We start from the raw sequence: 20,865 nt of genomic DNA, 5'->3' as shown, positions 1-20,865 counted from the left end.
TTTTTCTAGTGGAAGCCGGGCAGGGCGCGGCTGTCAAGCCGGAAACGGGGCGCTGGCCGTGCTCAGTGCACGGTTTCGGGCTCATCCACGAACATCTGGGTCTCCATCCACGCGTAGGCCGCTTCCGAGCCGGGCTGGTTGAACAGGACCATCAGCACGACCCATTTCAGGTCATCGAGGTCCAGCTCGTCCTGGTCGAGCGCCATGGCGCGGTCCAGGACCAGCTCGCGCTGGTCGGCATCGACCACGCCGTGCTGCTCGAGGAACAGCAGGAAGCCGCGGCATTCGACGTCGAGCTTGTCGAGTTCGCGCGGGGCGTACATGCGGGTGGGGCCATTGGCCCGGACCACGGGCGACTCCGGCCGCTGCGCGGCGAGCGCGTCGAGCCAGTCGAAGGCCTTGCTGGTCTCGGCGGGGCTGAATCCGGCCTGGAGCAGGCCGCTCTGGAGTGAGTCCCGGTCACGGATGAGATCCGCGTCTTCGGTGAAATAGTGCTCGAAGAGATAGAGCAGGACGTCCAGGATGCTTTCTTTCATTACCCCCGGCCTGCGCCCGTGGGCGCGTTACTGACAAGACTTTCGGGAATACCGGCCATGTTCGACCGAGACACGACCCTCCAGCTCCATGAAGAGCAGCATGGAGGAGAGGTCCGCGGCCGTCAATCCGGTGCGCAGGACCAGTTCATCCATACCGGTTGGGTCGTGACCCAGTGCCTGCCACAAGCGATGGTGTTCGTGGCCGGCTGGCGGGTCGTGTCCGGTTGACGCCTGGTCGGCGCTCCCGACGCCTGACATGGGGCTGGCGAGGCGGCTGCGCAAGGCGTCGCCAAGCACGGTGGCCAGCGGCGCCAGCGCGCGGACCACTTCGGCCGGGGTTTCGACGAGTGCGGCGCCGTCGCGGATCAGCCGGTGGCAGCCGCGCGCCATCGGGTTGTGGATCGACCCCGGCAGCGCGAAGACCTCCCGGCCCGACTCCGCCGCGAGCCGTGCGGTGATCAGCGCGCCCGACCGCCAGGCGGCCTCGACCACCAGCGTGCCCAGCGACAGTCCGGCGAGGATGCGGTTGCGCGCCGGGAACGCGCCCTTGCTCGGGGTGGTGCCGGGCGCGTGCTCGCTGATCACCGCCCCCGACGCAGCAATGCGGGCATACAGTCCGGTGTTGCGGCGCGGGTAGGGGTCGTCGATGGCGGTACCGAGCACCGCCAGGGTGCGGCCGTCCGGCGCGGCCAGCGCGCCCAGGTGCGCGGCGGTGTCGATGCCGGCGGCGAGGCCGCTGGCCACGGCCAGCCCCGACGTCGCCATGGCGCGGGCGAAGTCGCTCGCATTCTTCAGGCCGCCCGCGGTGGCCGTGCGGCTCCCCACCACGGCGACGCCCGGATGCCAGGCCAGCAGCGGATCGCCGGCGACGAACAGGGCCAGCGGCGGGCTGGCCACGCGTCGCAACAACGCCGGGTAGTCGGGGTCATGCCAGCCGACCACATGATGCATGGGCATGGCCAGCCAGGCCTGCGCGAGCGCCACCTGTCTGCTTCCGGCACTTCCGGCGAACACCGCGCGCTGCGCTCGATCAAGGCCGGCATCGCGCCATGCGTCCGGCCCCGCGGCGAGCGCCGCGACGGGGTTGCCATGCGCGTCCAGCAGCGCGCGCCGCGGCGCGCTGGCGCCGCCGGCCGCGACCAGGCGCAGCAGGGCCGTGGAGGAATCGGGATCCATGGCGCCAGCCTCGCCCGCAAACGACGACGGCGCCCTCGGGCGCCGTCGCGTGGATCCGTCGGGGAACGCCCCCGGCGTCAGTGCGTCGCGTCGGGGTGCTTCAGGTGGTAGCCGACGCGGCTCGGCTTGATGCTGTCCATCACCAGTCCGTAGCTCATGCGGTCGAAGGTGCGGAACACCATGACGTGGCCGGCGAACTCGTCGGGCAGGCGCACCTTGTTCTCGAAGAACACGGTGTCCTCGTCGCGGTCCAGGCCCTTGTGCACGCGGTCGATGGTGTTGGTGCCTTCGCGCCAGATCGAGAACACGGTGCCGTTGTCCACGCCTTCGCGCGCGCCGATCGACAGCGCGACCACGTCGCGCGGGCCGCCGGACGTCAGCATGTCGGTGACCGCCAGCACGCGCGCCTTGCCATAGCCGGTCTGCTGCGCGGGCGGGTGCGGGAAGAACTGCAGGTCGTACGGCTGTGCATCCACCGGGACCAGGCGGTCGCCGATGCGGACCTCGCGGCCCTCTTCATCGAGCAGCAGCGTGCTGGCCTGGATGCCGTCCACTTCACCGCGGGTCACGGTGCCGGCGGTCACCCGCATCAGCTCGTGGCCGAGTTCTTCCTGGCCCTTGTCAGGCATGACCACGTTGGCCCAGTACTGGCCCCAGTCGACCTGGCGGCGGCCGGTCGCGTCGAGTTCGTCGCGGCCGAAGGTGTCGCAGCAGAAGCCCGAACGCAGCAGGTGGGTGTAGCGCACGGTCGGGCGCAGCACGGTGTAGCGCGTGCCCGGGCTGGCGCCGGCCAGGCCCTTCACGTAGGCCACCTGGCCACGCGAGGCGCGCAGGCGGTCTTCCTCGAGGCCGACCACGTACGGCATGTGGTCGAAGCCATCGACGACGCGCAGGTCCTTGAGGAACGGCTCGACTTCGGACAACGGGATGGCGTTGATCGGCGCGGCGTCGGTACGCGGGCCGGCGGTGAGGCCGACGCGGTTGAGGTACGCCAGGCTGATCACGTCACCCGGATAGATGAGGTGCGGGTTGCGGATCTGCGGATTGGCCTGCCAGATTTCCGGCCACAGCCAGGGCTTCTGCAGGAACTGCCCCGCGATATCCCACAGCGTGTCACCACGCTGCACGACATACGTGTCCGGGTGGTCGCCACGCAGCCCTTGGGCTGCCGCGTACGTGGTCACCGTGAGCATCGCTACCGCAATACCCGTACGTAGCGCGCTCGAAAGGCGCTGAAGCTTGCCGGCCATCTACCTGCTCCCCTTGGAGATTTCCCCATATAGCGCGGGCACTATAGACCACAGGTACCAACCCGGCGCAAGCCTGCCGGCGCTACAATGAGCGGCCGTGCCGCACCCTGTGACGGCTGCCACCCTTTACCACCATGTCCCTGATCCCGATCCTCGAACTCCCGCATCCGCACCTGCGCATGGTCGCCGCCGACGTCGTCGCGGGACGTGCCGCAGACCCTGCGTTCCAGCGCCTGCTCGACGACATGTTCGAGACGATGTACGCCGCGCCGGGCATCGGGTTGGCTTCAACTCAGGTCGACGTGCAGGAGCGCTTCATGATCGTCGATGTCACCGACGGCCACGAACAGCCGCTGGTGTTCATCAATCCGGTGATCCGCGCGCGCTCGGTGGAACTGCGCGTGCACCAGGAAGGCTGCCTGTCGATCCCGGGCATCTTCGCCGACGTCACCCGTGCCGACGGCATCGAGGTCGAAGCGCTCGACCGCCACGGCAAGCCGTTCGTGATGGCGGTCGACGGCCTGCTCGCGACCTGCGTGCAGCACGAGATCGACCATCTCGACGGCAAGCTGTTCATCGACCACCTGTCCCCGCTCAAGCGCGACCGCGCACTGAAGAAATACGACAAGCTCCGCCGGCAGGGCCACTGACCGGTGCGTATCGTCTTCGCCGGCACCCCGGCCTTCGCGGTGCCCGCGCTGCGCGCGGCCTGCGCACGTGGCGAGGTGGTGGCGGTGTACACCCAGCCCGACCGCCCCGCAGGCCGCGGTCGCGGCCTGCAGGCGTCGCCGGTCAAGCTGGAAGCGCTGGAGCGTGGCATCCCCGTGTACCAGCCGGCCACGCTGAAGGCGGAGTCGGCGCGTGAAGCGCTGCGCGCGCTGGCGCCAGAATTGATGGTGGTGGTGGCCTACGGCCTGCTTCTGCCGCAGAAGATCCTCGACATCCCGCGGCTCGGCTGCTGGAACGTGCACGCCTCGTTGCTGCCGCGCTGGCGCGGCGCGGCACCGATCCAGCGCGCGATAGAGGCCGGCGATGCCGAGACCGGCGTCTGCCTGATGCAGATGGACAAGGGCCTCGACACCGGCCCGGTGCTGATGTCGCAGTCGCTGGCGATCGGCGATGACGAAACCGGCGGCCAGCTGCACGACCGGCTGTCCGAGCTCGGCGCGCAGGTGTTGTCCGATGGCCTCGGCCTGCTGCGCGCCGGGATGCGTCCGGTGGCGCAACCGCAGCCGGAGCGCGGCGTGACCTATGCGCACAAGCTCGACAAGGCCGAGGCGCGGATCGACTGGTCGCAGCCGGCCGCTGCGCTGGCGCGCAAGGTGCGCGCCTTCAATCCCTGGCCGGTGGCCGAAGCCTCGCTGGCCGGCGAGCGCCTGCGCATCCACGGCGCGGTTGCACTGGCGCTGGTGCATGGCGCCGCGCCGGGCACCGTGCTCGCCGCTGGCCGTGACGGCATCGATGTCGCCTGCGGCGATGGCGCGCTGCGCATCCGCGTGCTGCAGCGCGAAGGCGGCCGCGCCATCACTGCCGCCGATTACCTCAACGCCCGCCGCGACCTCGCGCCATGAGCGGCGCCGCGCCGCGCGCCATCGCCGCGCGCGTGCTCGACGCGGTCCTCAACCGCGGCCGTTCGCTGAAGGCCGAACTTGCCCAGGCCCTGCCTGCGCTGCCCGACACCCGCGACCGCGCGCTGGTCGAAGCGATCTGCTTCGCCGCGCTGCGCCAGCACGCGCGCGCCGACGCCGCGCTGGCCGCGTGGATTCCGAAGCCGCTGGGCCACCGCGATGGCGACCTGCGCGCACTGCTGCACGCCGGCTTCGCGCAGCTCGATCCGCTCGGGCTGGCGCCACACGCCGCGCTCGCCGCCACCGTGGATGCCGCGCGCACCATCGGCCGCGCGCACCAGGCGAAGCTGGTCAACGCGCTGCTGCGTCGCGCGCAGCGCGAGGGGCTGCCGGTGCTGGCCGCCGACGCCGCGTGGCCGGCGTGGCTGCGCGAGCGCGTGCGCGGCGACTGGCCGGACGATGCCGACGCGATCTTCGCCGCCAGCGCACAGCCGGCGCCCACCTGGCTGCGCGTCAACCGCCAGCGCGGCGAGCGCGATACCAGCCTGGCCCGGCTGCGGGAGGCCGGCATCGACGCGGCCGTCGTGGATGGCATGCCTGACGCGCTGCGCATCGAAGGTTCCCTGCCGGTCGCCACGCTGCCCGGCTTCGCCGAAGGCGTGCTGTCGGTGCAGGACGGCGCCGCCCAGCGGGTCGCCGACGCGATCTCGCCTGCCCCCGGCGCGCGCGTCCTCGACGCGTGCGTCGCGCCGGGCGGAAAATCCGCACACCTGATGGAACGCGATCCGTCCCTGCGCCTGGTCGCCCTGGATGTAGACCCCGCGCGCCTTGCCAAGGTCCGTGAAGGTTGGGCGCGCATCGGCGTCGGTGCCGCTGCCGACCTGCGCGCCGCCGACGCCTGCGACACCGCCAGCTGGTGGGACGGCACGCCGTTCGACGCCGTGCTGCTCGATGCGCCGTGTTCGGCGACCGGCATCGTCCGCCGCCAGCCCGACGTGCTGCTGCACCGCCGCGCCGCCGACATCACCGCGCTCGCCGCGCTGCAGGCACGCCTGCTCGATGCCACCTGGGCCACGCTGCGCCCGGGCGGCGTGCTGGTTTATGCGACCTGCTCGATCCTGCGCGCCGAGAACGACGTCCAGGTCGAGGCTTTCCTGGCGCGGACACCGGACGCCATCGTCGAACCCCTGGACGACAGCTGCGGCCGCCCGGCCGGCGCAGGCCGCCAGCGCCTGCCGGGCGAGGGCGGCATGGATGGCTTCTTCCTGGCGCGGTTGCGCAAGGCGGACTGAAGGGCTGGCCGACGCGTGTCGTTGGACGTGGGGGCTCGCAGCAATCAGGCGGCCGTGACAGCAGGCGAGTGCGCGGCCTCCACGGCCGTCGCGTACCGCAGGTCGTGTAACGGCCGCGCCGCGAACTGCGCGAGGTGTGCATCAAGCCCGCGCGCGCATCTGGTCAGGCGCTGCGCGCGGGTTTCGGCAAGGTAGACATCGTTCGCGCTGTCGCCGTCCTGGTGGCGTTCGGTGTGGTGCAGGTGGTATGCGAGGCCCGCATAGCGCAGCTGCCGGCAGGCGATGCCGGCATGGAACGCGCGCCACGCGAGTTCGACATCCTCGCGCCCCCAGCCCTCCATTCGCTCGTCGAAACCGTTGAGCCGCAGCAGGTCGTCTCGCCGCCAGCCCTGGTTGCAGGTTTTGATGGCGTGCGGCGTGCTGCGCGGGTTGAGCGCGCGGTACACGTCCGACAACAGGCGGGCGTGGATCGCATTGCGGCGCCGGGTCACGTCCGGGGACAGCGCATTCGGCGGTCCTGCGCGGCGCGCCAGCATGCAGTCGCGGAACCGCGGCCCGGTCAGCACGCGCGAGCCCTGCACGAAGGTGCCGGGGCGCGCGGCACGCGCGTGGTCGGCGACAAAACGCCGGTCGAGCACCATGTCACCGTCGACCAGGAGCAGGTAGTCGGCGCGGCATGCGGCGATCGCCTGGTTGCGCGAACGCGCGGCGCGGAAGCCGCGGTCTTCCTGCCAGGCATGGCGCAGCGGCACCGGGAAGCCGCGGGCAATGCCTGCGATCAGGTCGGCGGTGTCGCGGCCAGATCCGTCGTCGGCCACGATGACCTCGTCCGGGAGCCGCGTCTGTCGCATGACGCTTTCCAGGACCAGCGCCAGCGCGTCCTTCCAGTTGTAGGTGGTGACCAGCAGGCCGATCGAAGCGACGTCGCCGGCGCGCGGGAGCGCATGGTCGCGGGAACGCCAGGAGGCAAGGGATGTCATGCGTCGGAGAGCTGGCAACGCTCGCCGGACATGCCCTCCCCCAAGGGACGTGCCCGACTGTATGCGGGTGCACAGCTTTACCGTGCGTGTGTAAATGACGCGTTAACGCCCGAGCGTGGTGCCGCGCCGCGCATCCCGTCGGCTACCCTGCGCATCGGGAACGCAATGAGACGAGATCCATGGACGAAACCGATGACACCGCGATCGCCGGCGACTCCTCGGCGCGGGCCCGGTCGTTCGCCACCCGTTTTGGTGGCCGCAAGCTGCAGGCCTATCGCGGCATCCCGATCTTCGCGGCGCCGGGCGTGCACGAGGCGGGGCTGGCGGCGCTGCAGGCGCATGCGCCGGCCGGTGCACGCGTGCTGGAGCTGGGCGCCGGTGGCGGCGCGCTGAGCCAGCGCCTGCACGACGCCGGCTTTGCGGTCGTCGCCTGCGACCTGTTCGCCGACAACTTCACCCCGCCCGACCCCATCGAGTTCCGCGCCGCCGACCTCAACGCGGAGTTCGTCGCCGCGCTCGGCGGGCCGTGGGATGCGATCGTCGCGCTCGAACCGGTCGAGCACCTGGAGAACCCGCGCCACCTGTTGCGTGGTTGCCGCGAGCTGCTGCGGCCCGGCGGCATCCTCGTGCTGTCCACGCCCAACCTGGCCAACCCGGTGTCGCAGGCGTCGTTCCTGCGCCAGGGCGATTTCCAGTGGTTCGCGGAGGCCGACTACCGCGAGCAGGGCCACATCGCCCCCGTGGCGCCGTCGGTGCTGCGCCGCTGTTTCGACGAGCTGGGCTTCGCGCAGGTGCACGAGGGTTCGGTCGCCAATCCGTTCCGCAGGCTGCGCAGCCTGCGCAAGCTGGGCCGGCGCCTGGTCGCGCACGCGCTGTCGGCGCTGTCGGGCACGCCGCGCCACCTGCGCGGCGAGGTCTACCTGGGCGCCTGGCGCCGCGCGGACTGAGCGCCGCGCGGCAGCGTCTGCCGGCAGGCGTCCGCTACCATGTCGCGATGACGACGGTCCCGGTCACCCTGCTGGTCATGACCCACAACGAGGCGGCCAATATCGCCCGTTGCCTGGACAGCGTGCCGTTCGCCGCCGAAAAGGTGGTCATCGACAGCGGCAGCGACGACGACACGGTGGCCATCGCCCATGCCCACGGCGCGCGCGTGGTGCACCAGGACTGGCTGGGCTTCGGCGCGCAGCGCAACTTCGCCACCACCCAGGCCACGCATCCCTGGATCCTGGTGCTCGACGCCGACGAATACCTCAGCCCGGAGCTGGCCGCGGAGCTCGCTGCACGGCTGCCCGCGGTGATCGCGGGCGATGCCGCGGTCGGCATCCTGCGCCGCCGCACGCTGTACATGGGCGCGCCGATGCGCTGGTACCGGCCGATGGTCGGCGAGCAGCTGGCGCGGCTGTACCACCGCGAGCGCGCGCGCTGGAGCGATGCGCGCGTGCACGAGTCGCTGCGCTGGGACGGTCGCGCCGAAAGCTTCACCGCGCCGTTCGAGCACCTGCACAACCCCACGCTGCCGCACAAGCAGCTGAAGGTGCTGCGCTACGCGGAACTGAAGTGCCGTGACTGGCTGGAGCGCGGCCGGCCGGCGCGGGTGTGGATGGCGCCGCTGGTGTACATCGCCTCGTTCGCCAAGGAGGCGCTGCCGCGGCTGGCGCTGCTCGACGGCTGGCGCGGCCTGGTGGTGGCCCATACGGCCGCGACCTACGCGGTCTACAAGCGCATCCGCTACTACGAGATGGTGCGCAATCCAGATTCCGTCGAGCAGGCGCGCGCGGTGCTGCAGCGCCACGGCCTCGACCGCTAGCCTGCCGCCCGACCACGCATCCAGGACTCCGATGACCGAGCCGCGCCACTACCTGCTGTATGGCTCCGAGCGCTACGCGCTGGCGATCCTGCGCCCGCTGCAGGAAGCCATCCGTGCGCGCGGCGACCACGCCGCCTGGTTCTTCGACGGGCCGGGTGCCGAGGACCTGGTGGAAGGCGAGCTGCTGCTCGACGTGGCCGGCGTGCGCCGCTGGCTGCCCGAGGCGGTGTTCACGCCGGGCAACCACCTGCCGCACTTCTTCCCCGGCGTGAAGGTGGAGGTGTTCCACGGCTTCGATGCCGGCAAGCCGCGGCACATCTACATCCGCGGCTTCTTCGACCTGTACTGCACCACCGGCCCGCGCGACACCGCCAGCTTCCAGGCGCTGGCCGATGCGCAGGGCCACTTCAGCGTGGCCGAGACCGGCTGGACCAAGATCGATCCGTTCATGCGCGCGATTGCCGGCGACGTGCCTCCGGTGCGCGAGGTGCCGGTGATCCTGTACCACTCGACGTTCTCGCCGTCCTGGAGCGCGGCTGAAACGCTGTACGAAGAGGTCAGGCGCCTGTCGCGCGACGGCCGCTGGCGCTGGATCGTCACCTTCCACCCCAAGATGCCGGCGGAGACGGTGGCGAAGTTCAAGGCGCTGCAGAACGAACACCTCACGTTTGCCGAGAACGACAACATCCTCGAGCTTTTCCCGCAGGTCGACATGATGTGCTCGGACACCTCGTCGGCGCTCAGCGAGTTCCTGCTCACCGGCAAGCCGGTGGTGACCTTCAGGAACCGTCGCCCCGGCCCGCAGCTGATCGACATCGACGACGTGGCCGACTTCGAGCCCGCGATCGAGCGCGCGCTGGCGCGGCCGCCGGCGCTGATGGCGGCGATCCGCGAATTCGCCGACGCCATCCACCCCTACCGCGATGGCCGCAGCAGCGAGCGCGTACTGGCGGCGGTCGATGCGTTCATCGCGCGCGGCGGGCGCAACCGCAATCCGAAGCCGCGCAACTGGTGGCGCAAGTTCAAGCTGCGCCGGCGCATCGGTTACTGGGGTCCGGCGCGCTGGTAAGCCGTCACCAGCGCAACGGGCGCCGCGCGACCTCGCGCACCAGGCGCGCGTGCAGCGCGCGCGCCTCGGCCAGCGGCACCAGTCGCAGGCGCAGCGGTGGCGACATCGCGCCGGCACCGGCGGTATCCAGCCACAGCGTGGCCATGCCGAAGCGGCGGTCCAGCGGCGACTGGCGCAGCTCCAGCGCCTGCAGCTTGTCGATCTCGGCAAAGCGCCAGTGGCGCGACCACCAGCCCTCGCGCACCGCCACCAGGCGCGCGTCGCAGGCATAGCCGGCGCGGCGTGCGTGCTGGCGCGCGGCAAACACCGCCCAAGGTGCCCAGGCCAGTGCCGCCAGGCCCCACGGACCGAAGCGCCAGTACGCGGCGGCAGCGGCCACCGCGGCGACCAGCACGCCGGGCAGCATGAGGCGCTGCCAGGCGCGCGGATGCAGCGGCTGCCAGGCGGCTGGTGGCCAGGCAATGCCGGGCAGCACTTCGCGGACGAGTGCATCGCAGGCGTCTGGGGTGGCGATCGGCGCCAGCTCGCGCAGGCTGCGCTGCTCGCCTTCCTGTTGCTGGCCCACCGCAGTATCGACCTGCAGCGCGCGTCGCCGCAGCAGCCGGTGCGGAAGGCCTTCGCGCAGCGTCCAGGCCTGGATGCGCCGCCGCGAGGCGCTGGTGCGGATGCGCGTCAGCAGGCCGCGTTCGACCGTGAGCCGACGGCCGTGTGCCTGCAGCGTGAAGCCGTGGAACTGCAGCACTGCCAGCAGCACCGACAGCAACCGCATCACCACCAGCGCCAGCAGCACGAACCCCACGACTGCCGCGACCTGGCCGGCCCAGCCGATGCTGAGGTGGCTGGCGTAGCCAAAGGCCTGCTCGCCGGCATCGCGCACCAGGCGCGTCATGGCGCGGTCCGGGACCACTTGCCAGGCCAGCGCGAACGCGCCGGCCACCACCACCATGCCGCGGTTGCTGGCCAGGCCCAGGCGGACGACTTCGGCGGTCGGCAGCGCCAGCAGCAGCGTGGGATCGGCGGCGGTGGCGTCCGCGGACGTGCCCGCCGGACCGGCCGCGTGCGTCGCGGCGCCGCGGTCGCGGATCAGGCGTTCCAGCGCCAGCGCCTCGTCCAGGCGCAGCACGCGCATCTCGGCCTCGGCCTTGCCGCCCGCCGCCGATTCCAGGCGCACCTCGGCCACGTCGAACATGCGGTGCAGCAGCGACTGGTGCAGGGCCACGTTGTGGATCCGCGCAAACGGGATCTGCCGCACCTTGCGTTCCAGCAGCCCTTCGCGCACCACCAGGCGGTCGTCGTCGACGCGGTAGCGGTAAGTGAAGTATTGCCAGAGCGAGGCGAGCGCCAGCGCCGCCACGCCGACCAGCGGCCACAGCGCGTTGCCGTCGCCACGGCCCACGAACACCAGTGCCAGCAGCGGGATGATGAACTGCCTGAGCTGCTGCACCAGCACGAACAGCCACGACCAGGGATGCAGCCTGCGCTCGGCCTCAGGCGTCGACATCGCCAGCGCCTGCGAAGTGCTCGTCGTCGTCATCCACCTGCTGCGCCAGGCGGTCGCGCAGGCGCTCGGCGTCGGCGGCATCCAGGCCCTGCACGGCGACCGCGCTGTCGCGCGTGCCGGCGGTGTGCACCACCAGCGTGGACAGCCCGAAACGCCGCTCAAGCGGACCGCGCTTCAGGTCCACGTGCTGCACGCGCGTGCGCGGCACGCGGGTCTCGGCGTGCCACAGGCGCCCGCGGCGCCAGCCGAAGCCGGTGTCGTCGAGCAGCCAGCGCGCGTGGCGGAACTGGCGGTGCGCCAGCCACAGCCCGAAGCCGGGCAGCAGCACCAGGCTGGCCAGCGCCAGGCCCAGCGCGATCCATTGCGTGTCGCGCAGCAGCAGGCCGATGGGGATCAGCGACCCCAGCGCCAGCACACCGAAGGCGAGGCCATTGCCGAGCATGAACAAGGTGCGCGCGCGCCGCGGCAGGGGCTGCCAGCCGTCGTCGTCAGGGGTGGTCATCGCCGGCCATGCTCCAGGTCGCGGTAGGGATTGCTCTCGCCGCTGCCGGGCGGGCGCAGGGTGAAGCGCTTGTAGGTCCACTGGTACTGCGCCGGCGCGCGGCGCGCCATGTGCTCGACGCCGGCGTTGAGCGCAGCCACCGAAGCCTCGATATCCGGACCGGAGAGCGCCGCGGGCGCCGCGTCGAAGCGCAGCGCGAAGCCCAGGTCGTCGTCGATGCGCTCGCAGCTGGCGAACAGCACCGTAGCCCCGCTACGCTCGGCCAGCCGCGAGACCAGGGTCATGGTGAGCGCCTGGATGCCGAAGAACGGCGCGAACACGCCATCGCCGACCTTCGGCTGCTGGTCCGGCAGGATCCCGACCACGCCGCCGGCCTTGAGCACCTTGAACAGCTGGCGGATGCCCGGGCCTTCAGCGCGCACCTGGGTCACCTGGTCGGCGTCGGCGCGCACCCGGCGCAGGAAGGCCTCGCCGACCGCGGACTCCGGCGCCTTGTACAGGATCGCCAGCGGCGTGCGCGCGGCCAGCCACTGGTTGAGCAGCTCCCAGTTGCCGTGGTGCGGCGCCACCACGATCACGCCGCGGCCCGCGGCCAGTGCGTCCTCGAACAGCTCCACGCCCGTCCGCTCGCGGATCAGCGCCAGGTTTTCGGCGTGCGGGCGCGTCCACAGGCGCAAGGTCTCGAAGGCCTGGCGGCCGGTGGTGCGGATCACTTCGGCGTGCAGCGCGGCGCGCTCGCCGGCCGGCATGTCCGGGAAGGCCAGCTCCAGGTTGCGCAGCGCCACCACGCTCTCGCGCACGCCTGCGGCGCGCACCAGGCGGCCGAGGCCATCGCCCAGCGCACGCTGCAGCGGCCACGGCAGGCGGCCGATCAAAGTCGCCAGGACATGCAGGAGGCTTGCGAGGAACTCGGTCATGGCGCGAGTCTAGCTGGCCACGTTCACATTCCCGAGGCCTGCCCGCCATGCTCCTGCTCCTGCAACGCGTCAGCGAGGCCCGTGTCGACGTGGAGGGAGAAACGGTCGGCGCCATTGGTCCCGGGCTGCTGGTGCTGGCCGGCATCGAGCCCGGCGACGGCGCGGCCGAAGTCGCGCGCATGGCGCCGCGCCTGCTCGCCTATCGGGTGTTCGCCGACGCGGAGGGGCGCATGAACCGCTCGCTGGCCGATACCGGCGGCGGGCTGCTGCTGGTGAGCCAGTTCACCCTCGCGGCCGACACCCGCTCCGGGCTGCGCCCGGGCTTCAGTACCGCCGCCCCGCCAGCCCAGGCTGAACGGATCTTCGGCGAACTGGTCGCGGCTTTGCGTGCATTGCACGCCCCGGGGGTGGAAATTGGCCGTTTCGGGTCCCATATGACGGTGAGTCTGGTCAATGATGGTCCAGTCACCCTGCTGCTGCGCACCTGAGCCCGCGCCGCGGCTGGTATAATTACGGGTTCACTTTGTTAATGGTGCGCGCCACATGGCGAACGAGCGTCCAGCCCCGCAGTCCGATATCAAGCTCCTGATCAGCAAGGGTCTGGAGCAGGGATATCTGACCTACGCCGAAGTCAACGATCACCTGCCCGACGACATGGTCGATCCGGAGCAGATCGAAGACATCATCGGCATGATCAACAGCATGGGTATCCAGGTGCATGAAACCACCCCGGATGCCGAGACATTGCTGTTGGCCGGTGAATCGAGCGGCGGCCGCGAGGTCGACGACACCGCCGCCGAAGAAGCCGCGGCCACGCTGACCGCGCTCGATGGCGAGGGCGGCCGCACCACCGACCCGGTGCGCATGTACATGCGCGAGATGGGCACCGTGGAGCTGCTGACCCGCGAAGGCGAAATCGCCATCGCCAAGCGCATCGAGGAAGGCCTGAACCAGATGCTGGCCTCGCTGGCCAGCTTCCCGTGGTCGGTGCAGCTGCTGCTCGAGGACTACGAGCTGCACAAGGGTGGCAAGAAGCGCCTGGCCGAGATCGTGGTCGGTTTCACCGACGGCCTCGACGATCCGCCGCCGCCGGCCCCGGTCGTGCCCGAAGTCGTCGTCGCCGCCGACGGCGATGCCGAGGTCGAAGAGGACGATGCCGCCGACGAGACCGAGGACGAGCCCGCGCCCACCGGCCCGGACCCGCTCGAGGTCGCGCGCCGCATGGAAGAGCTGGCCACGCTGTACGGCAAGTTCCAGCGCTCGGTCGCCAAGAACGGCGCCACCGGCAAGCCGGTGATCAAGCTGCGCGAGGAGATGGCCGCCATCTTCACCAGCTTCAAGCTGCCGCTGCCGATCACCGACACCCTGGTGCGCAAGCTGCGCGAGGTGGTGGGCGAGATCAAGGACCACGAGCGCCGCATCCTCGACCTGTCCACCCGCGTCGCCAAGATGCCGCGCAAGGACTTCATCCGCGCGTGGGACGGCAACCAGACCAACCTCGAGTGGGTCGACGAGGTGCTCAAGCGCAAGCAGAAGTGGTCCAGCGGCATGCGCGAGGTCAAGGACCAGGTGATCGCCGCCCAGGAAGCCACCATCGCCATCGAGAAGGCGATGATGGTGACGCTTGGCGACCTGCGCGAGATCAACCGCGCCATGGCCTATGGCGAGGCCAAGGCCCGCAAGGCCAAGAAGGAAATGGTCGAGGCCAACCTGCGCCTGGTCATCTCCATCGCCAAGAAGTACACCAACCGCGGCCTGCAGTTCCTGGACCTCATCCAGGAAGGCAACATCGGCCTGATGAAGGCTGTGGACAAGTTCGAATACCGCCGCGGCTACAAGTTCTCGACGTATGCCACCTGGTGGATCCGCCAGGCGATCACCCGCTCGATCGCCGACCAGGCGCGCACCATCCGCATTCCGGTGCACATGATCGAGACGATCAACAAGTTGAACCGCATCTCCCGCCAGATGCTCCAGCAGTTCGGCCGCGAGGCCACGCCGGAAGAGCTGGCGAAAGAGATGGACATGCCCGAGGACAAGATCCGCAAGGTCATGAAGATCGCCAAGGAGCCGATCTCCATGGAGACCCCGATCGGCGACGACGAAGACTCGCACCTCGGCGATTTCATCGAGGACACCAACGTGGAGTCCCCGATCGAGAACACGGTCAACATCAACCTGTCGGAAACGGTCCGCGACGTGCTCGCCGGCCTGACCCCGCGGGAAGCCAAGGTGCTGCGCATGCGCTTCGGCATCGACATGAACACCGACCACACCCTCGAGGAAGTCGGCAAGCAGTTCGATGTCACCCGCGAGCGCATCCGCCAGATAGAGGCCAAGGCGCTGCGCAAGCTGCGGCACCCGAGCCGCTCGGAGCAGCTGCGGAGCTTCCTCGATATCGAGTGAGCCGCGGCTGTGCGATGACGGAAAGGCGCACTCCGGTGCGCCTTTTCTTTTGTTGCGGGAATCGAGCCGTTCCTGAACAAAGTCGCGGCCCGTGGGCCATCTTCGCGCCAAGCCGACACGTGCACAGACATGGTGCGTCCCACGGCGCAACAAGGCGCCAGACAGGAGATCCCATGAACAGCACCGCCAAGACACTGCTCGCCCTCGGCTTCGCCACCGCGCTGGCCGCCTGCAGCAACCCCGACCAGGCCGCCAACTCGGCCCAGGACGCCGCCGAGTCGGCAAGCGAGGCCCACCAGGCCGCGCAGAACGCGTCGGCCACCGGCGACATGGCCGCCACCTCGTCCGCCCAGGCGGCGGCCGGCGCCGCTGACGCCGCCGCCGATGCCGCCGCCCATATCGCGGGGCAGGTGGACACCGGTGACGAGCTGACGCGTCGCGACGACCTCGCCGACGCCGCCGAGAAGGCCGCCGACGCGGCCGAGCAGGCGCAGGACGCGGCCGAAGAGGCGACCGCGGCGGCCGACGGCAAGAACAACACCGACGGCAACTGATCGAATCGCGGAAACGACTCCCGCGGCGGCTCGACCGCCGCGGGATCGGATCGCGCAGCCGTGCCCTGTCCTCGTCGTCAGGTCGCGGCTGCGCGATTTTTGCGTGAGCGGTGCCCGCTACAATCGTCGCCGCGGGCCTATAGCTCAATGGTCAGAGCAGAGGACTCATAATCCTTTGGTTCCAGGTTCGAGTCCTGGTGGGCCCACCAATCGCAAGCCCGCAGGTGATGCCATGTGCTACTCAGCCCAGGTGCGCGCCGAGCACAGGAAGTTCCTGCGCCAGACCGGCGCGAAGATGGAGCTCAAGGACTACGTCCGCATCTTCTGGCTGGACAAGGGCGCCGACCCATACGCAAAGCGGCCGAAGGTTCCGCGGGCGATGGAGATCGGTTTCCTGCGCGACGGCCCGCCCGAAATCGCCGAGCTGATCCGGCAGTGGGATGCGCGCGAGATGCAGGCGCTGGAGCAGGAGCTGTTCAAGCAGCGCAGGCGCGTGGCCGATGGCGAGCGCAGCCTGCAGGCGAAGCCCACGAAGAAGGCGCAGGAAGACGTGCGCATCGGAAGATCCAGGGTCGAGCAGATCAAGGGCCGCATCGAAGCGCTGAAGCGCAGCGAGCCGCATCCGGACGACGCGCGGATCTACCCCGGTTACTACAGCCATGTCCTGGTCAGCGAAGGCGGCCAGCGGGTGATGCGCCCGATGCGCTACCAGTGCCGTCCCGCGGGCAAGCCGGCGCTCTACGACCGCAAGTTCCCGGGCACGTACAACGCCCGCCGCGACAGTCTCGAAGGCTTCTGGAAGGCGCAGTTCGGCCACCACCACGCGCTGATGGTGGCGGACGTGTTCTACGAGAACGTCGCCGCGGCCGATGGCCACAACCAGGTGCTCGCCTTCACCCCGCGCACCGGTGAGCCGATGCTGATCGCCTGCCTGTGGTCGCACTGGACCGATCCCGCGGGCGTGGATCCGGCCCTCGACTCGTTCGCCGCCATCACCGACGACCCGGAGCCGGAGGTGGCCGCCGCCGGCCATGACCGCACCATCATCAACATCAAGCCCGGGCACATCGACGCCTGGCTGAATCCCGATCCGGCGAACCTGCAGGCGCTGTACGCGATCTTCGATGACCGCCAGCATCCGTACTACGAACACCGGGAGGCCGCGTGATGCGACACGAACTGAGCCGGGCGCTGGCCGAACTCGATCGCGGCCTGCGCCACGAGAGCTGGCACGGAAAGACGTTCAACGCTTTCTGGGACTGGTTCAACGCCACGTCGATGGAGATCGAGGCCCAGGCAGCCGGCTCCGAGCTTGAATCCGTGCGTGATGCCCTGCGCGACCTTCGGGCGAGCGCGGACGACGCGGGCTATGCGGTGCCAGCCGAGCGCCTGGAGGAAGTCATTGAACCGCCCATGTGATCCGCCGGCACGGCCGTGCAAACGGCTGGCGCAGGCCGCCGCGCGGCGATTTGTGGCCGCCACCGTTTAGGCGCAAGCTCGCCCGGTCATCAACGGGGAGAACGGGAATGCGCATCGAATCGAAGCGGGCCGTGTTGGCCGTCGCACTGGCCGTCATCGTCGCAAGCAGCGCGGGGCACGCGGCGGACGGCACCACGCCAGCCGCTGCGCCCGCACCGGCATCCGCCGCGGACTCCTCGTCCGAGTCACCTGCGGCCACTCCGCGTGGCACCACCTTCGTGCTGCCAGGCGGCTGGGCGCAACGCGTGCAGGGCAACGCGGTGTTCGTGACCCCGCCGGAAGCCGACGGCTCGCGCATCGTCATCGTCGATGCCGCCGCGGGCACCGCCGATGCGGCGATCGCGGAAGCCTGGGCCATCGCGGGGATAACGCCGAAGTTCCTGGTCGCCACCGACGCCGCGCCGCGCGACGGCTGGGAGCATCGCCGGTTCTACGACTACGACGTCGCCGCCAACGCCAAGCGCGTGGTCAGCGGCGCCGCCTACCGCCGCGGCGACGCGTGGACCGTGCTGCTGGCCGATGTCGACCAGGCGATCGCGGAAAAGCGCGGCTCGCAGGTCGGCAAGATCTACCAGCGCCTGCAGCCGGCCGGCTACACGCGCGAGAGCTTTGCCGGGCGCACGGCGCACAAGCTCGATGCCGCCCGCCTGCAGCAGGTGGCGGACTTCGTGGAAAGCATGCGCAAGGATTTCGACGTGCCCGGTGTCGCCGTCGGCATCGTGCAGGACGGCGAGGTGGTGCTGTCGCAGGGCTTCGGCGTGCGCGAGCTCGGCAAGGCGGCGCCTGTCACCGGCGACACGCGCTTCATGATCGCCTCCAACACCAAGGCGCTGACGACGCTGATGCTGGCGAAGCTGGTGGATGCCGGCAAGCTCGACTGGAACGCGAAGGCGCGCGACGTCTACCCGGCGTTCCGCCTGGGCGATGCCGCCACCACCGACCAGGTGCTGGTGAAGCACCTGATCTGCGCGTGCACCGGCGTGCCGCGCCAGGACTTCGAATGGCTGTTCGAAGGCGAGAAGCAGACCCCGCAGACGGTGATGACCACCCTCGGCACGATGCAGCCCACCAGCGGCTTCGGCGAACTGTTCCAGTATTCCAACCCGATGGCCGCGGCCGCAGGCTACATCGGCGGCCAGGTCGCGCATCCGGGCAGCGAACTCGGTGCCGGCTACGACCAGGCGATGCAGCAGCTGGTATTCGATCCGCTGGGCATGGGCAACACCACATTCGACTACGCGCAGGCGCAGACCGGTGACTTCGCCGCGCCGCACGGCTACGACATCCGCCGCCAGGTGCAGGTGATGGGCATGGGCCTCAACGAGACCGTTCGCGCATCGCGTCCGGCGGGTGCCGCCTGGGGCACGGTCAACGACCTGCTGAAGTACGTGCAGATGGAGATCGACCACGGCACCTTGCCCGACGGCAGCCGCTACATCGGCGAGGCCGCGCTGCTCGAGCGCCGCGAGCCGCAGATCGCGACCGGCGTCGACCGCCACTACGCGATGGCGCTGGCGGTGGACAAGAGCGACGGCGTCACCGTGGTCGACCACGGCGGCGACATGGGCGGCTTCCACTCCAACATGATGTGGTGGCCCGAGCAGAAGGTCGGCGCGGTGATCCTGACCAATGCCGACGAGGGCGTGTACCTGCGCGGTCCGCTCAAGCGCCGGCTGATGGAGCTGATGTTCGACGGCGAGCCGCAGGCCGAGGCCAGCGCGGTGGCAAATGCCAAGGCGAGCCGCGAGGGCTTCGATGCCTTCGTCAAGCTGCTGCAGGTGCCGGCCGATGCCGAAGCGCTCGCCGCGCTGGCGCCGCGTTACCGCAACGCCGCGCTGGGCGACCTGGTGGTGACCCGCAAGGACGGCAAGGCCTGGTTCGACGTCGGCGCGTTCCAATCGGAAGTGACCACGCTGCCGCAGCCGGATGGCAGCCTGGCATTGATGAGCATCGACCCGGTGGCGATCGGCTTCCTGTTCACGCGGGCGGATGTCGACGGCGCGCGCAAGCTGGTGGTGCGCGATGGGCAACACGAGTATGTGTTCGAAGAGGTGGAGTGAGAGCGCATGTCGCCTTGGCCGCCTGCGCCGCGATCATCGCTGAAGCAATGCGTGGAAAGACCCACTACGTGGTTTCGTGATTCGAAGGTCCCTGGTTGGCTAGCGCGACGTCGCAAGCCGCGCTTGCGCTCACTGCTTCAGGGCTCGTTCTTCTATCCGGGCGCGCACGACGATCTGACCACTGTGCGGATGGTCTCGGGACAGTTCCGTTCCTCAGTCCTCGTGGACTATGCATTGACCGCGATGGAGGCGGAGTCGATGCTCCGGTCGATGGAGGGATTTTCCGTTCAGCGTCTCGATCGTTGGCCCGATGCCGTGATTGCGCATCTCGGTCTTGGAGAAAAGCCCTGGCCGCCCGGCTCGGACTGGATGGACGAAAAACCGTGGAATTCATTCGTGCTCTGGGCACTGCTCCAGAGCGACGAGGACGAAGCCGATCTCCGCAGTGTGCTTTACGTCGGTGGCGACGCGATCGCCGCATTTGATGCGCTGTACACCCGCCACTCAGTCGCTCCCGGCGCAGTTGCCGTGCTCCAGTACGGAATGGGATGGACGGACTTTCAGGACGGTTCGGCATTGCTTGCCAACGCGGTGCTCGGAAACCCGGTCGGCAGACCCGCCCTGCTGCTCACCGGAGGAGCTGGGTTGGTTTCCGAGAACCACTACAAGACTCCGGGTTGGCCAGGCTACAGCGGGCCGCTGGCCTACGGGAGTACCGATCGGCACGATGTGGTTGCGGTATGGGGCGCGACGGAAGATGTTGCGAAAAGTCATCGGATGGCTGGAACGTGATGTGTTCCAGCGGTCAGCCGCAAGCGTGAGCAGCCCAAATTGGACCACGGGGAAGAACGATCATGAGTAAGGGTGCTTGGATAAATGGGCGAACATTGCAGGATGCGGTGACGGCGCGTGGGATTCCTCACAGGTTCGGCAAGATCAATCCCACCAGCCGCGTCGCGCTAGATCTCGAACAGGACAGCTACCTGCTGGGTATCGAGAAAGAGCATGGGTATCCGTTCTCATGGGGTGACGACACGCGCGTCACCATCCACGATTTCCACCTCACTGGATCGCAGGCCGGCTTCGCGCCCACAGAAATGCTTACGCTTGCCAACATGGCATTCACGCGTCGCGCGCTGGACAGCGCCGCGAATGAGTTCGCCGTCGCCACGGTGAACAACGAAACTGCGCGCATTTCTGCCATGGCCAAGACGCTTGATCTGGACGATCTCGCAGCCGTGCTCGATTTCAGCAAGAACGTCGTTGTGACCTGGGGGCGGGGGCACCGGGTCTGGGGCAACCTCGTCAAGCGCCACAACTCTTATCCGCAAGGTCACGCGGCCGCACTAGCCGAGTGGCTGCGCGGTCTTTCGGAGAGTTGTACACCCGCGGTAGCCCTCGCTCCGGGCACACGCATCAAGGGCCTGGGCGTCTCATTTGCGAGCAAACACCTCCGTCTTTTCGATCCCGATCGCTTCGCCACGCTGGACGAGGTGATCTCACTGGGGCTTGGTTACGCACTCAATGGCCCCGGCTACAACCTTTGGCTACATGACCTCCAGCGCCTGAAGGTCGAGCATAAGTTGCCGCACCGGATCGGCGACCTCGAAGGCGGCATCTTCGTGCTTGTGCGCCAAGGTGTTCGAGGCGTGCGCGGGCAGTCGCACTGACAGCAACAGCTCCGTAAGGAGCCAGTTGCTTCGCTGCCGCGGATCCCCGGCCCGGTGTATTGTGTGGTCAGCAGTTGGGCGACGGATTGACGTCT

At 69.6% G+C, this 20,865-nt stretch carries 21 protein-coding genes and 1 tRNA gene; 15 read left to right on the top strand and 7 right to left on the bottom strand.

Annotated features, from left to right (window positions below; all coding sequences use genetic code 11):
* Positions 1-62 precede the first annotated feature (62 nt).
* The 3 genes from JGR64_RS12660 to JGR64_RS12650 form a co-directional block, all read right to left on the bottom strand.
* A complete protein-coding gene (locus JGR64_RS12660) occupies positions 63-536 on the bottom strand; it encodes a DUF494 family protein (protein ID WP_199373811.1) in 474 nt (157 codons plus the stop codon).
* A 27-nt stretch (positions 537-563) separates the two neighbouring features.
* The gene (gene dprA / locus JGR64_RS12655; protein WP_199373809.1) at positions 564-1,712 is read right to left on the bottom strand and encodes a DNA-processing protein DprA; all 1,149 of its coding nucleotides are present in this window, start codon (positions 1,710-1,712) and stop codon (positions 564-566) included.
* A gap of 77 nt (positions 1,713-1,789) precedes the next feature.
* Positions 1,790-2,962 carry a LysM domain-containing protein gene (locus JGR64_RS12650; protein ID WP_234446959.1) on the bottom strand — a complete coding sequence of 391 codons (1,173 nt, stop codon included), beginning with the start codon at positions 2,960-2,962 and terminating at the stop codon, positions 1,790-1,792.
* Positions 2,963-3,096: 134 nt separating this feature from the next.
* Between JGR64_RS12650 and def the strand changes: the two genes are divergently transcribed.
* From def to rsmB, 3 genes are read left to right on the top strand one after another with little or no spacing between them, the layout of a single operon-like run.
* A complete protein-coding gene (gene def, locus JGR64_RS12645; RefSeq protein WP_199373807.1) occupies positions 3,097-3,612 on the top strand; it encodes a peptide deformylase in 516 nt (171 codons plus the stop codon).
* A 3-nt stretch (positions 3,613-3,615) separates the two neighbouring features.
* On the top strand, positions 3,616-4,533 hold the full coding sequence (gene fmt / locus JGR64_RS12640; protein WP_199373805.1) for a methionyl-tRNA formyltransferase: 918 nt from the start codon (positions 3,616-3,618) through the stop codon (positions 4,531-4,533).
* Positions 4,530-5,822 (top strand): 16S rRNA (cytosine(967)-C(5))-methyltransferase RsmB, encoded by a 1,293-nt coding sequence (gene rsmB, locus JGR64_RS12635; RefSeq protein ID WP_199373803.1) that lies wholly within the window; start codon positions 4,530-4,532, stop codon positions 5,820-5,822. The genes fmt and rsmB overlap by 4 nt, the downstream gene beginning before the upstream one ends.
* A 44-nt stretch (positions 5,823-5,866) precedes the next feature.
* On the opposite strand, the gene JGR64_RS12630 is transcribed toward rsmB, so the two are convergent.
* Entirely contained in the window at positions 5,867-6,802 is a 936-nt protein-coding gene (locus JGR64_RS12630; RefSeq protein ID WP_199373801.1) for a glycosyltransferase family 2 protein, read from the bottom strand.
* A 179-nt stretch (positions 6,803-6,981) separates the two neighbouring features.
* On the opposite strand from JGR64_RS12630, the gene JGR64_RS12625 reads away from it, so the two are divergent.
* The 3 genes from JGR64_RS12625 to JGR64_RS12615 are packed head-to-tail and all read left to right on the top strand — an operon-like array spanning position 6,982 to position 9,681.
* Positions 6,982-7,749 (top strand): methyltransferase domain-containing protein, encoded by a 768-nt coding sequence (locus JGR64_RS12625; RefSeq protein ID WP_199373799.1) that lies wholly within the window; start codon positions 6,982-6,984, stop codon positions 7,747-7,749.
* 47 nt (positions 7,750-7,796) lie between these two features.
* Positions 7,797-8,612: a glycosyltransferase family 2 protein gene (locus JGR64_RS12620; protein WP_199373797.1), complete on the top strand. Its 816-nt coding sequence runs from the start codon at positions 7,797-7,799 to the stop codon at positions 8,610-8,612.
* A 31-nt stretch (positions 8,613-8,643) separates the two neighbouring features.
* On the top strand, positions 8,644-9,681 hold the full coding sequence (locus JGR64_RS12615) for a CDP-glycerol glycerophosphotransferase family protein (RefSeq protein WP_199373795.1): 1,038 nt from the start codon (positions 8,644-8,646) through the stop codon (positions 9,679-9,681).
* 4 nt (positions 9,682-9,685) lie between these two features.
* Here JGR64_RS12615 and JGR64_RS12610 read toward each other — a convergent pair whose 3' ends face one another.
* Genes JGR64_RS12610 through JGR64_RS12600 form a run of 3 tightly spaced genes read right to left on the bottom strand, consistent with a single transcriptional unit; the run spans position 9,686 to position 12,601 of the window.
* The gene (locus JGR64_RS12610; RefSeq protein WP_233348206.1) at positions 9,686-11,215 is read right to left on the bottom strand and encodes a PH domain-containing protein; all 1,530 of its coding nucleotides are present in this window, start codon (positions 11,213-11,215) and stop codon (positions 9,686-9,688) included.
* Complete coding sequence (locus JGR64_RS12605) at positions 11,169-11,684, bottom strand: PH domain-containing protein (RefSeq protein ID WP_199373793.1); 516 nt, start codon at positions 11,682-11,684, stop codon at positions 11,169-11,171. The genes JGR64_RS12610 and JGR64_RS12605 overlap by 47 nt, the downstream gene beginning before the upstream one ends.
* Entirely contained in the window at positions 11,681-12,601 is a 921-nt protein-coding gene (locus JGR64_RS12600; protein ID WP_199373790.1) for a lauroyl acyltransferase, read from the bottom strand. Before JGR64_RS12600 ends, JGR64_RS12605 begins: the two co-directional genes overlap by 4 nt.
* 47 nt (positions 12,602-12,648) lie before the next feature.
* On the opposite strand from JGR64_RS12600, the gene dtd reads away from it, so the two are divergent.
* From dtd to JGR64_RS12555, 9 genes are all read left to right on the top strand, one after another.
* Entirely contained in the window at positions 12,649-13,089 is a 441-nt protein-coding gene (dtd, locus tag JGR64_RS12595) for a D-aminoacyl-tRNA deacylase (protein WP_199373788.1), read from the top strand.
* A gap of 55 nt (positions 13,090-13,144) precedes the next feature.
* Positions 13,145-15,007 carry an RNA polymerase sigma factor RpoD gene (rpoD, locus tag JGR64_RS12590; protein WP_199373786.1) on the top strand — a complete coding sequence of 621 codons (1,863 nt, stop codon included), beginning with the start codon at positions 13,145-13,147 and terminating at the stop codon, positions 15,005-15,007.
* 173 nt (positions 15,008-15,180) lie between these two features.
* Positions 15,181-15,561 carry a hypothetical protein gene (locus JGR64_RS12585; RefSeq protein ID WP_182824411.1) on the top strand — a complete coding sequence of 127 codons (381 nt, stop codon included), beginning with the start codon at positions 15,181-15,183 and terminating at the stop codon, positions 15,559-15,561.
* Between the two features lie 133 nt (positions 15,562-15,694).
* Positions 15,695-15,770, top strand: a tRNA-Ile gene (locus JGR64_RS12580).
* Positions 15,771-15,793: 23 nt separating this feature from the next.
* Entirely contained in the window at positions 15,794-16,729 is a 936-nt protein-coding gene (locus tag JGR64_RS12575; protein ID WP_199373784.1) for an SOS response-associated peptidase family protein, read from the top strand.
* On the top strand, positions 16,729-16,980 hold the full coding sequence (locus tag JGR64_RS12570) for a hypothetical protein (RefSeq protein ID WP_199373782.1): 252 nt from the start codon (positions 16,729-16,731) through the stop codon (positions 16,978-16,980). The genes JGR64_RS12575 and JGR64_RS12570 overlap by 1 nt, the downstream gene beginning before the upstream one ends.
* 107 nt (positions 16,981-17,087) lie before the next feature.
* The gene (locus tag JGR64_RS12565; protein WP_199373780.1) at positions 17,088-19,100 is read left to right on the top strand and encodes a serine hydrolase domain-containing protein; all 2,013 of its coding nucleotides are present in this window, start codon (positions 17,088-17,090) and stop codon (positions 19,098-19,100) included.
* Between the two features lie 123 nt (positions 19,101-19,223).
* Positions 19,224-19,892 carry a hypothetical protein gene (locus JGR64_RS12560; protein WP_199373778.1) on the top strand — a complete coding sequence of 223 codons (669 nt, stop codon included), beginning with the start codon at positions 19,224-19,226 and terminating at the stop codon, positions 19,890-19,892.
* A 62-nt stretch (positions 19,893-19,954) separates the two neighbouring features.
* Positions 19,955-20,770 (top strand): hypothetical protein, encoded by an 816-nt coding sequence (locus JGR64_RS12555; protein WP_199373776.1) that lies wholly within the window; start codon positions 19,955-19,957, stop codon positions 20,768-20,770.
* Positions 20,771-20,865 lie beyond the last annotated feature (95 nt).

Origin of the sequence: Luteimonas sp. MC1572 (assembly GCF_016615815.1) — a bacterium.
GTDB lineage: Bacteria > Pseudomonadota > Gammaproteobacteria > Xanthomonadales > Xanthomonadaceae > Luteimonas.
Note: the sequence above shows the minus strand (reverse complement) of the source record. Positions and strands in the feature narration are given on the sequence as shown.

What these genes read in the sequence shown, in the direction of transcription:
- JGR64_RS12660 (WP_199373811.1), bottom strand. Translation starts at nt 536, where the DNA reads ATGAAAGAAAGCATCCTGGACGTCCTGCTCTATCTCTTCGAGCACTAT.
- dprA (WP_199373809.1), bottom strand. Translation starts at nt 1,712, where the DNA reads ATGGATCCCGATTCCTCCACGGCCCTGCTGCGCCTGGTCGCGGCCGGC.
- JGR64_RS12650 (WP_234446959.1), bottom strand. Translation starts at nt 2,962, where the DNA reads ATGGCCGGCAAGCTTCAGCGCCTTTCGAGCGCGCTACGTACGGGTATT.
- def (WP_199373807.1), top strand. Translation starts at nt 3,097, where the DNA reads ATGTCCCTGATCCCGATCCTCGAACTCCCGCATCCGCACCTGCGCATG.
- rsmB (WP_199373803.1), top strand. Translation starts at nt 4,530, where the DNA reads ATGAGCGGCGCCGCGCCGCGCGCCATCGCCGCGCGCGTGCTCGACGCG.
- JGR64_RS12630 (WP_199373801.1), bottom strand. Translation starts at nt 6,802, where the DNA reads ATGACATCCCTTGCCTCCTGGCGTTCCCGCGACCATGCGCTCCCGCGC.
- JGR64_RS12625 (WP_199373799.1), top strand. Translation starts at nt 6,982, where the DNA reads ATGGACGAAACCGATGACACCGCGATCGCCGGCGACTCCTCGGCGCGG.
- JGR64_RS12620 (WP_199373797.1), top strand. Translation starts at nt 7,797, where the DNA reads ATGACGACGGTCCCGGTCACCCTGCTGGTCATGACCCACAACGAGGCG.
- JGR64_RS12615 (WP_199373795.1), top strand. Translation starts at nt 8,644, where the DNA reads ATGACCGAGCCGCGCCACTACCTGCTGTATGGCTCCGAGCGCTACGCG.
- JGR64_RS12610 (WP_233348206.1), bottom strand. Translation starts at nt 11,215, where the DNA reads ATGACGACGACGAGCACTTCGCAGGCGCTGGCGATGTCGACGCCTGAG.
- JGR64_RS12605 (WP_199373793.1), bottom strand. Translation starts at nt 11,684, where the DNA reads ATGACCACCCCTGACGACGACGGCTGGCAGCCCCTGCCGCGGCGCGCG.
- JGR64_RS12600 (WP_199373790.1), bottom strand. Translation starts at nt 12,601, where the DNA reads ATGACCGAGTTCCTCGCAAGCCTCCTGCATGTCCTGGCGACTTTGATC.
- dtd (WP_199373788.1), top strand. Translation starts at nt 12,649, where the DNA reads ATGCTCCTGCTCCTGCAACGCGTCAGCGAGGCCCGTGTCGACGTGGAG.
- rpoD (WP_199373786.1), top strand. Translation starts at nt 13,145, where the DNA reads ATGGCGAACGAGCGTCCAGCCCCGCAGTCCGATATCAAGCTCCTGATC.
- JGR64_RS12585 (WP_182824411.1), top strand. Translation starts at nt 15,181, where the DNA reads ATGAACAGCACCGCCAAGACACTGCTCGCCCTCGGCTTCGCCACCGCG.
- JGR64_RS12575 (WP_199373784.1), top strand. Translation starts at nt 15,794, where the DNA reads ATGTGCTACTCAGCCCAGGTGCGCGCCGAGCACAGGAAGTTCCTGCGC.
- JGR64_RS12570 (WP_199373782.1), top strand. Translation starts at nt 16,729, where the DNA reads ATGCGACACGAACTGAGCCGGGCGCTGGCCGAACTCGATCGCGGCCTG.
- JGR64_RS12565 (WP_199373780.1), top strand. Translation starts at nt 17,088, where the DNA reads ATGCGCATCGAATCGAAGCGGGCCGTGTTGGCCGTCGCACTGGCCGTC.
- JGR64_RS12555 (WP_199373776.1), top strand. Translation starts at nt 19,955, where the DNA reads ATGAGTAAGGGTGCTTGGATAAATGGGCGAACATTGCAGGATGCGGTG.